12 protein-coding genes are annotated in these 7,746 nt (G+C 62.9%); 7 read left to right on the top strand and 5 right to left on the bottom strand.

The genetic code is table 11. The features are described 5' to 3' along the window. Positions 1 to 67: 67 nt before the first annotated feature. The 3 genes from EN879_RS16300 (at position 68) to EN879_RS16290 (ending at position 1,895) form a co-directional block, all read left to right on the top strand. Positions 68 to 262 (top strand): DUF1192 domain-containing protein, encoded by a 195-nt coding sequence (locus EN879_RS16300; RefSeq protein ID WP_063169161.1) that lies wholly within the window; start codon positions 68 to 70, stop codon positions 260 to 262. 89 nt (positions 263 to 351) lie between these two features. Then, positions 352 to 1,599, top strand: a complete 1,248-nt coding sequence (locus EN879_RS16295; protein ID WP_024502978.1) for an MFS transporter — start codon at positions 352 to 354, stop codon at positions 1,597 to 1,599. 32 nt (positions 1,600 to 1,631) lie between these two features. Continuing rightward, on the top strand, positions 1,632 to 1,895 hold the full coding sequence (locus EN879_RS16290; RefSeq protein WP_063169162.1) for a metalloregulator ArsR/SmtB family transcription factor: 264 nt from the start codon (positions 1,632 to 1,634) through the stop codon (positions 1,893 to 1,895). A gap of 5 nt (positions 1,896 to 1,900) precedes the next feature. On the opposite strand, the gene EN879_RS16285 is transcribed toward EN879_RS16290, so the two are convergent. Continuing rightward, a complete protein-coding gene (locus EN879_RS16285) occupies positions 1,901 to 2,557 on the bottom strand; it encodes a glutathione S-transferase family protein (RefSeq protein ID WP_063169163.1) in 657 nt (218 codons plus the stop codon). 94 nt (positions 2,558 to 2,651) lie between these two features. After that, a complete protein-coding gene (locus EN879_RS16280; protein WP_063169164.1) occupies positions 2,652 to 3,488 on the bottom strand; it encodes an alpha/beta hydrolase in 837 nt (278 codons plus the stop codon). Between the two features lie 98 nt (positions 3,489 to 3,586). Between EN879_RS16280 and EN879_RS16275 the strand changes: the two genes are divergently transcribed. The 3 genes from EN879_RS16275 to EN879_RS16265 all read left to right on the top strand — a co-directional run bounded on the left by EN879_RS16275 (position 3,587) and on the right by EN879_RS16265 (position 5,015). After that, positions 3,587 to 4,108, top strand: coding sequence for a helix-turn-helix domain-containing protein (locus EN879_RS16275; RefSeq protein WP_013529229.1), 522 nt, complete (start codon positions 3,587 to 3,589; stop codon positions 4,106 to 4,108). Positions 4,109 to 4,185: 77 nt separating this feature from the next. Continuing rightward, positions 4,186 to 4,419, top strand: a complete 234-nt coding sequence (locus EN879_RS16270; RefSeq protein ID WP_013529228.1) for a hypothetical protein — start codon at positions 4,186 to 4,188, stop codon at positions 4,417 to 4,419. A gap of 164 nt (positions 4,420 to 4,583) precedes the next feature. Next, positions 4,584 to 5,015 carry a heme-binding protein gene (locus EN879_RS16265; RefSeq protein WP_063169165.1) on the top strand — a complete coding sequence of 144 codons (432 nt, stop codon included), beginning with the start codon at positions 4,584 to 4,586 and terminating at the stop codon, positions 5,013 to 5,015. A 263-nt stretch (positions 5,016 to 5,278) separates the two neighbouring features. On the opposite strand, the gene EN879_RS16260 is transcribed toward EN879_RS16265, so the two are convergent. The 3 genes from EN879_RS16260 to EN879_RS16250 form a co-directional block, all read right to left on the bottom strand. After that, positions 5,279 to 5,680 (bottom strand): hypothetical protein, encoded by a 402-nt coding sequence (locus EN879_RS16260; RefSeq protein ID WP_013529226.1) that lies wholly within the window; start codon positions 5,678 to 5,680, stop codon positions 5,279 to 5,281. A 233-nt stretch (positions 5,681 to 5,913) separates the two neighbouring features. After that, positions 5,914 to 6,096 carry a 50S ribosomal protein L32 gene (gene rpmF / locus EN879_RS16255; RefSeq protein WP_008834724.1) on the bottom strand — a complete coding sequence of 61 codons (183 nt, stop codon included), beginning with the start codon at positions 6,094 to 6,096 and terminating at the stop codon, positions 5,914 to 5,916. Positions 6,097 to 6,236: 140 nt separating this feature from the next. Beyond that, the gene (locus tag EN879_RS16250; RefSeq protein ID WP_013529225.1) at positions 6,237 to 6,998 is read right to left on the bottom strand and encodes a transglycosylase domain-containing protein; all 762 of its coding nucleotides are present in this window, start codon (positions 6,996 to 6,998) and stop codon (positions 6,237 to 6,239) included. A 222-nt stretch (positions 6,999 to 7,220) separates the two neighbouring features. On the opposite strand from EN879_RS16250, the gene EN879_RS16245 reads away from it, so the two are divergent. Then, on the top strand, positions 7,221 to 7,746 hold a 526-nt coding region (locus EN879_RS16245), incomplete at its 3' end, for a polyprenyl synthetase family protein (RefSeq protein WP_206520958.1).

Genomic DNA, 7,746 nt, shown 5'->3' with positions numbered 1-7,746 from the left:
GCCCTATGTATGCTGATTGCCAAATCAGGCAAATGGCCAATCTGGTCTTGGCGGAGGAGGAGCGACGATGGCGATCTTCGACGACGAACCCAAGAAGAAGGCGCGCCCGCACGAGATCGGGCAGGACCTGTCATTGCTTTCCGTCAGCGACTTGACTGAGCGGATCGGCATCCTGCGCGACGAAATCGCCCGCCTGGAAGCCGAACTCAAGGCCAAGGACACCACCAAATCCGCGGCCGAAGCACTGTTCCGCCGCAGATAGGCGCTCGGGCGTAAAGCCCGCCGCCGAAAAGCCCGAATGCGACTGTCTTCAGACCCAGCGTCCCCGCCAAACCTGAGCCGGATCAACCAATGTTCGCAACCTACCGACCGATCCTCTCGCTGCTTCGCGGCACCGCTTTCCTGCTCGCGGCATCTGGTTTGCATGGGCTGCTTCTGCCCCTGCGCGGTCAGTTGGAAGGCTTCTCGACCGCATCGCTCGGCCTGATGGGCACGGCCTGGGCCGGCGGCTTCGTCACCGGCTGCTTCTTCGCACCGCGCATCGTGCGCCGCGCCGGCCACGTGCGCGCCTTTGGCGCCTTTGCCGCATCCGGCGCCATCGTGGCGCTGCTCACCGGGCTGATCATCGACGAGTATGTCTGGATCCTGCTGCGCGCCTTCACCGGCTTCACCATGGCCGGCGCCTTCATGGTCATCGAAAGCTGGTTGAACGAGAAGGCCACCAACGAGAACCGTGGCACCGTCTTCGGCCTCTACATGATGGTGACTTATGCCTCGATCATGGGTGGGCAGATGATCGTCGCCGGCGGCGACGTGAAGTCCGCGTCGCTGTTCATGATCACCGGCATCCTGTTTTGCCTGTCGCTCATTCCGACGGCGGTCTCGACCGCCTCCCACCCCAAGCCGCTGCAGGATGTCTCACTTGATGTCAGGGGCCTTTATGCCAATTCGCCGGTGTCGGCGGTCGCTTGCGTGCTGATCGGCATCGCCAACGGCGCCTGGGGCACGCTTGGCGCAGTCTATGGTGCGCGCATCGGCATTTCCACGGCCGAGATCGCCCTGATGATGAGCCTTGTGGTCGTTGCCGGTGCCGCCATGCAGCTTCCGGCCGGGCGCCTGTCCGACAAGACCGACCGGCGCTTCGTGCTGGCGGGGGCGGCTTTCGGCGGGGCCTTCTTCGCGCTCATGATCTTCCTGTTCGAGCCACGCTCCGGCGTCTTCGTCATCGTCTTCACCGCCGCCTATGGCGCCTTCGCCTATACGCTCTATTCCATCGCCGTGGCGCATGCCAACGACCACGCGCGCTCGGAGGATTTCGTCAAGGTATCTGGCGGGCTGTTGCTGCTCTATGGCTTCGGCACGATGATCGGACCTTTGCTTGCGGCTGCCCTGATGGGCTGGATGCGCCCGGAAGGTCTGTTCCTGGCGACCGCCTTCGCGCATCTCTGCCTGGCGGGCTACACGCTGCTGCGCATCAGCCGCCGCGCGCCGGTGCCGATCGGGGATCGTGACGCCTTCAAGACGCAGCCGGCCGACCGCTCGGTCACCCCGGAAGCATTGCGGCTTGATCCCAGAAGAAAAGCAGAAGCAGACGGTTGAGATTCGAAAGGCTTTGCCTCACTAATACAGGCATGATGTTTTCCGACGCCTTCATGGCGATTGCCGATCCCAACCGGCGCCATCTTCTGGAAGAACTTCGCCGCGGCCCGAAAACCGTCACCGAACTGGCCGCCGGCTTGCCGGTCTCGCGCCCAGCCGTGTCGCAACATCTGAAAGTGCTGCTCGATGCCGGCCTGGTCCACGCCAAGCCGGAAGGAACAAGGCGCGTCTACACGGTGAGCGGCACTGGCTTCCTCAAACTCAACATCTGGCTCGATCAGTTCTGGGAAACCTGACCCGATCAACCGTTGTTGTAGGGGAAGAACTTGAAGTAGGGCTGCGCCTCCCCGATCACCCGAGCGAAGGCGGGGCGCTGCAGCAGGCGGTCGTGATAGCGCTTCACAGCCGGGTACCTGTCGCCCAACGGCTCGACCTTGTTGGCATAGAACAGCGCGGGGGAGGCTGCGCAATCGGCCATGGTGAAGCTGTCGCCCATCGCCCAGATCTTCGACTGCATGTCCTGTTCGATGATGGCGTAGGAATTGCGCAACCGGTCGCGAGCCTGCTCGACGCCGAACGGGTCGGTCTTGTCGCCGGGGCGCAACCGGTCGCCGACAATCTTCTGCATCGGCTCCTGCACATAGAAATCATAGAAACGGTCAGCTTGGCGGACGGCCAACGCCATGTCGATCTCGGCGGGAACGAGGTCGACCGGCCCCGGATAGTGCGCGGCCAGATATTCGACGAGGATGCTCGATTCCAGCACCGTACGGCCACGCGCATCGTCGCGCAGCGCCGGCATCTTGCCGGCCGGCGAGATCTTCAGGAAGGCCGCGCGCGATTCAGCATCGCCAAGGTCGACGATGACAGGCGTGAACGGCGTGGCGTTCTCGTACAGCGCGATCAACGGCTTCCAGCAGAAGGAGGCCAGCGGATGGAAATGAAGTGTCAGGGACATTTTTTGCTCGTCTGTTTCGTGGATTGTCGGTGGCCGCTACCCTGCGGCACGCCTGTTGCGGTTAGCCTTGTCCGTCAAACCAGCCTATGCTGCTTCAACCGGCTTGGACATGCGCGATGATCGCTGCGGACATCTCGGCCCAGTCGTCCGGATGCAGCTCGTGGCCGCCACCTTCGATGCGAATGAGTCTTGCGCCGGTGACCGTCTCGGCCAGCGCCTCGCCGTGTTCGACCGGAAAGATCGGATCCGCCGTGCCGTGAATGACCAGCAGCGGCGCCGCGATCTCGTGCAGGCGGCCCTTCCAGGCGGCGCCGCCCTTGAGCATGAAATGGTTGGTCGCGCTCAGGAAGCCGCCGGAGCGGTCGTAATCCTGCTCGACAAAGGCCCGTATCCCCGCCGCATCGAATGGATGCGTGGTGCTGGCGATCGCCCGTGCATCCCTGACGATGAAATCGACCACTTGACCACGGTCCGACCAATCGACTTTGGCGCCCTCGGCCGAGTGTTCCATGTAGGCTTCGGTCGTCCCGGGAAGGCCGGATGTGTCGATTCCCACCGGCGAACTGCTGATCACAGTCAGAGATACGACACGCGAGGGATGTTTCAACGCCACAAGCTGCGCGATCATGCCGCCCATCGACATCCCGACGACATGCGCCTTGCCGATGCCGTGGTCGTCCAGAACATGCATTGCATCGTCGGCCATATCATCGAACGTGTAGGGCGGCTCTCCCGGCTTGTATTTCGTCGAACGGCCGGTATCGCGATTGTCGTAGCGGATCACGAACAGGCCGGCACCGGCCAGTTTCCGGCAGAACGCCTCCGGCCACCACAGCATCGAGGCCATCGCTCCCATGATCAGCAACAGCGGCGGGTTCGCCGGATCGCCAAAGACTTCGGATATAATCTCAGGGCGTTCGGTGGTCCTCATCACGCAGTCTCCTCTCTGCAAAACTGATTGCATTTTGCAATCGGTTGCACGATAATAAAACTGCTACGATAATGCAACCGGTTTTGGAGAAAAATCTCATGAGCATGGATCGCCGGTCCGGGTGCCCGATCAATCTGTCGCTGGAAGTCTTCGGCGACCGCTGGAGCCTGATCATCCTTCGCGACATGATCTTCGGCGGCAGGCGCCATTTTCGCGAGCTGCTCAACGGATCGATGGAAGGCATCGCCTCCAACATCCTCGCCGACCGGCTGAAGCGCCTGATGGAGCTGGGCATGCTGACCAAGGCCGACGATCCCTCGCACAAGCAGAAGGCGATTTACAGCCTGACCGAGATGGCGATCACGCTGGTTCCGATCCTGGCCCATCTCGGCGCCTGGGGCCGCGTCTGGCTGCCGGTCAGCGACGAATTGTCGATCCGCGCCGAACTGCTGGAAAAGGGCGGACAGCCTATGTGGGACAAATTCATGGACGAGTTGCGGCACGAACATCTCGGCATGCCGCTCGATACAATGTCTGGCCCTTCTGTCCGCGCGACCTTGCAGGCCGCCTACGAGGCCGTGGTTGCCAGCAAGGCCCTCGCCGCCAGCCCGGCCGCGTAACCAACTTATTTTCCCGTTTTGGGGCCGGCTCTGCTAGAAGAAGCGGAAAATCACAATTCACGGGATTGGATAAGGTCTTGGTTGAGAACTCTCGGGATGCTGCCCGCGCACGCGCCGACCTGCGCTTCAAGAAGCAGGAAGAGGCGGCAACCGTCCGCCAGAAGGCGATGGCCGAATACGCCGCCGAGAGCGACGCCCGCCAGGCCAAGACCAACAAGCTGCGGGCACTGCGTCTCGCCAAGGAAGCGGAAGACCTCGCCAACGCGCCGGCGGAACCCGCCAAGAAACCGGCCCGCGCCAAGAAGAAGTAGCCCAGCCACGTCTGGAGCCATACAAGCGGCAACGCTTATCCGGAAGAGCCGGCGAAGGCTGTTTTCCATCCCGCCTTTTCACGCGAAGCAATTTCAACCGGAACCGGGATGTTATCTCACCCGCCGACGGTCGATGATCGACGCGTTTCAAACAGGAGACCGCCATGACCGCACTGCCGCTCGAAAAAGCCAGGCAAATCATCGAAACCGCCTTTGCCAAGGGCTCCGATCTCAAGCTCAAGCCGCTCGGCGTCTCGGTGCTCGACGCCGGCGGGCATCTGGTCGCCTTCCAGCGCCAGGACGGCGCCTCGTTCCTGCGTCGGCAAATGTCGGCCGGCAAGGCCTATGGTGCGCTCGCCATCGGCATGGGCTCGCGCAAAGTCGAGGCCTTCGCCAAGGAGCGCCCGCATCTCGTCGCCGGCATCTCGGACGTCTCGGGCGGGCGCGTGCTGCCGGTCGTCGGCGGCGTGCTGATCCGCGACAAGGCCGGTGCCATCATCGGCGCCGTCGGCATTTCAGGCGACACGTCGGACAATGACGAAGCCGCGGCAATCGCCGGCATCGAGGCCGCCGGTTTCACCGCCGATCCGGGGTGAGGTCGGGAACTTCGTCATCCACGGGCGGAGCAGGAGCGAGGCTCCGTCGCGCAGACCCGAGGATCCATTCCGTAACATCCGCCGTAGAGTGCAGCGGAGCAGAATTCTGGACCGCTGAAACGCTCACGTGTCGCGGCTTGGACCCTGGGGTCTGCGCCCGTCGCTACGCTCCTTGCTACGCCCTGGGATGACGACGTTAGGGGCGTTTGCGCCAACTGTCAGCGCAAGTGCCCGTCAAACTTCCGCCTTCCGCGCCGGGGGACCTAATTCAAATTGATGTCCCGGCTGGCCGACCGCATCGACACCGCGAATCCGGCCAGCACGTCGAACAGCGCGATGACCATCAGCGTGAAGAAGACGGAATGGGCCGCACCCTTCACCAGCAGGAATTCGACCAGGAAGGCCACGAAGACCAGCGTCGACAGAAGATGGTCCATGATCGAGGCGTTGGTGGTGCGCACCGACTTCGCCATTTCGAGGAACAGGAAGATCAGCCCAATCAGCACCATCAGATCGCCAAGCGTCATCGAGAACACGCCACCCGACATCATGCTGAATGAGAAGACCTCGCTTGCCCACGGATCGTCACCGCTGCCGAATATTCCCAGCAGTCCGAGATTGTAGAGCACGAAAGGCACGATCAGCAGCGGAATGGCACCGAACATCTGGCGTCTCCATGTGGGGGCAATCCTTTGTAGAATGCGCCACAGGCACGCCGTCAAGATGTTTCGATGGCAGCGTTGAACACGGTCGAAGACCGCACGCAACAACAATGTCAGCCGGTTGCCTGCAACGATTGCCGCCCACGCGTCGAGATGCGCGCTACCCCGCCCCCCAAACGCAAAAGGACCGGCCACTGGCCGGTCCTTTTGGAATTCAAACCTTTGGAAGGCTGGTCTCAGCTTTCCTTGGGCGTCAACACCTGGCGACCGCGATACATGCCGGTCTTCAGGTCGATATGGTGCGGACGGCGCATTTCGCCGGAATTCTTGTCCTCGACATAGGTCGGGGCCTTGAGGGCGTCGGCCGAGCGGCGCATGCCGCGCTTGGACGGAGAGGTTTTACGTTTCGGAACGGCCATGGATATGCTCCACTACATGGTCAAAAGCCCCGCCCGCCCTCGTGAAAGGGCCATGTCGGGGCCTAAATCTGAGAAAGTCGGGTGCCTATACACGCCCTGTGCCGTTTTGGCCAGCACTGGCGCGAATTTTTTTGGATCGGCTAGCGGAGACAACCGACATAGGCCCCCGAGCGGCCGGCTCGCCGCTCGATCAGATTGGCAAGCCGCCTCAGGCCAGGCCCGGGCTTGGCCGGATTGCGGGCGATCGGATTTGGCAAAGAGACCGCAAGCAGGGCGGCCTGCCGTCGCGACAGCTGTTTTGCCGAGACGCCGAAATGGTGCTGTGCCGCGGCCTCGATGCCGTAGATGCCCGGCCCCCACTCGGCGATGTTGAGATAGATTTCCATGATGCGCCGTTTCGACATCACCGCATCGAAATAGACGGCCAGCGGCAATTCGACCACCTTGCGCACCGAGCCCAGCGGCCGCGACCAGAGATACAGGTTCTTGACCGTCTGCATGGTGATGGTCGAGGCGCCGCGCGTCGCTTCGCCGGCCAGCGCATCGTCGACGACGCCTCTCAGCTCGCCGAGATCGACGCCACGATGAAAGCAGAACTGCCCGTCCTCCGACATGATGACGGAATTGGCCAGCACCGGCGACACGTCATCGATCGACACCCAGCGGCGGTCGTAACCGGAGAAGGTCGCCAGGTCCTTCAGCATCAGCGTCGAGACAGGATGCACGAAGAACGGCAGGTACAGAAATGTCAGCACGACCGGAATCAAGGCCAGCACCGCGGCCACGACGATGCCGCGCCGGACCCAGCGCTTGAGACCACGGCGGTTTACGCCCCGCGATCTCGTCGCCATGTCCAGCTTTTCGGTTTCATGATCGACGATCGGTTCCGCCAAGCCGCCCAACCCGTGCCAGAGAGCTCGTTTTGAAACGCGCTCCTGTGAGTCATGTGACGGTGTTTTCGAGAACCGGAGCGGAGCGTACATTAGAGTACGCAAGCACCGGAAGCGCAGAAAACGCCCTCAGATGACCGCAGGAGTAGAGTTTCCGAACGGGCTCATACTGCTCCGGCATAATGGCGCTTGCCTTCTTGCGCAACGTCTGAGTGTCGGCTACCGGTCCCGGCCATGACGAATGACGACCAAATGGCGTTCGAAATGGCGCTGATCAGGCGGGCAGCCGCCGTCGAGGTGCTGCTGCGGCGACTGCTCGACGACCGCGCGCTTTCGGGCGAGATCGCCCGGCCGGACCGGCTGATGGCGGCGATGCGCCATGGCGTGCTGAACGGCGGCAAGCGCCTGCGGCCCTTCCTGGTCATGGAAAGTGCCGCCCTTTTTTCCACCGACGGCGAGGCGGCACTGCGTGTCGCCGCCGCACTTGAATGCGTGCATTGCTATTCGCTGATCCACGACGATCTGCCCGCCATGGACGACGACGACCTGCGTCGCGGCCAGCCGACCGTGCACAAGGCCTTCGACGAGGCGACCGCGATCCTGGCCGGCGACGCCCTGCTGACGCTGGCCTTCGACATCATTGCCGGCGAGTCGACCGCGCTGCCGGCGGAGCGGCGGGCAGCCCTGGTGCTGGCGCTTGCCCGCGCCGCCGGAGCAGGCGGCATGGTCGGCGGCCAGAAGCTCGATCTCGAAGCCGAAC

Source organism: Mesorhizobium sp. M7A.F.Ca.AU.002.02.1.1 (assembly GCF_003998535.1).
GTDB lineage: Bacteria > Pseudomonadota > Alphaproteobacteria > Rhizobiales > Rhizobiaceae > Mesorhizobium > Mesorhizobium ciceri.
Note: the sequence above shows the minus strand (reverse complement) of the source record. Positions and strands in the feature narration are given on the sequence as shown.

Bases quoted from the DNA above. Each gene is read 5' to 3' on its own strand.
- EN879_RS16290 (WP_063169162.1), top strand. From the start codon at position 1,632: ATGATGTTTTCCGACGCCTTCATGGCGATTGCCGATCCCAACCGGCGC.
- EN879_RS16295 (WP_024502978.1), top strand. From the start codon at position 352: ATGTTCGCAACCTACCGACCGATCCTCTCGCTGCTTCGCGGCACCGCT.
- rpmF (WP_008834724.1), bottom strand. From the start codon at position 6,096: ATGGCCGTTCCGAAACGTAAAACCTCTCCGTCCAAGCGCGGCATGCGC.
- EN879_RS16300 (WP_063169161.1), top strand. From the start codon at position 68: ATGGCGATCTTCGACGACGAACCCAAGAAGAAGGCGCGCCCGCACGAG.
- EN879_RS16280 (WP_063169164.1), bottom strand. From the start codon at position 3,488: ATGAGGACCACCGAACGCCCTGAGATTATATCCGAAGTCTTTGGCGAT.
- EN879_RS16285 (WP_063169163.1), bottom strand. From the start codon at position 2,557: ATGTCCCTGACACTTCATTTCCATCCGCTGGCCTCCTTCTGCTGGAAG.
- EN879_RS16275 (WP_013529229.1), top strand. From the start codon at position 3,587: ATGAGCATGGATCGCCGGTCCGGGTGCCCGATCAATCTGTCGCTGGAA.
- EN879_RS16260 (WP_013529226.1), bottom strand. From the start codon at position 5,680: ATGTTCGGTGCCATTCCGCTGCTGATCGTGCCTTTCGTGCTCTACAAT.
- EN879_RS16265 (WP_063169165.1), top strand. From the start codon at position 4,584: ATGACCGCACTGCCGCTCGAAAAAGCCAGGCAAATCATCGAAACCGCC.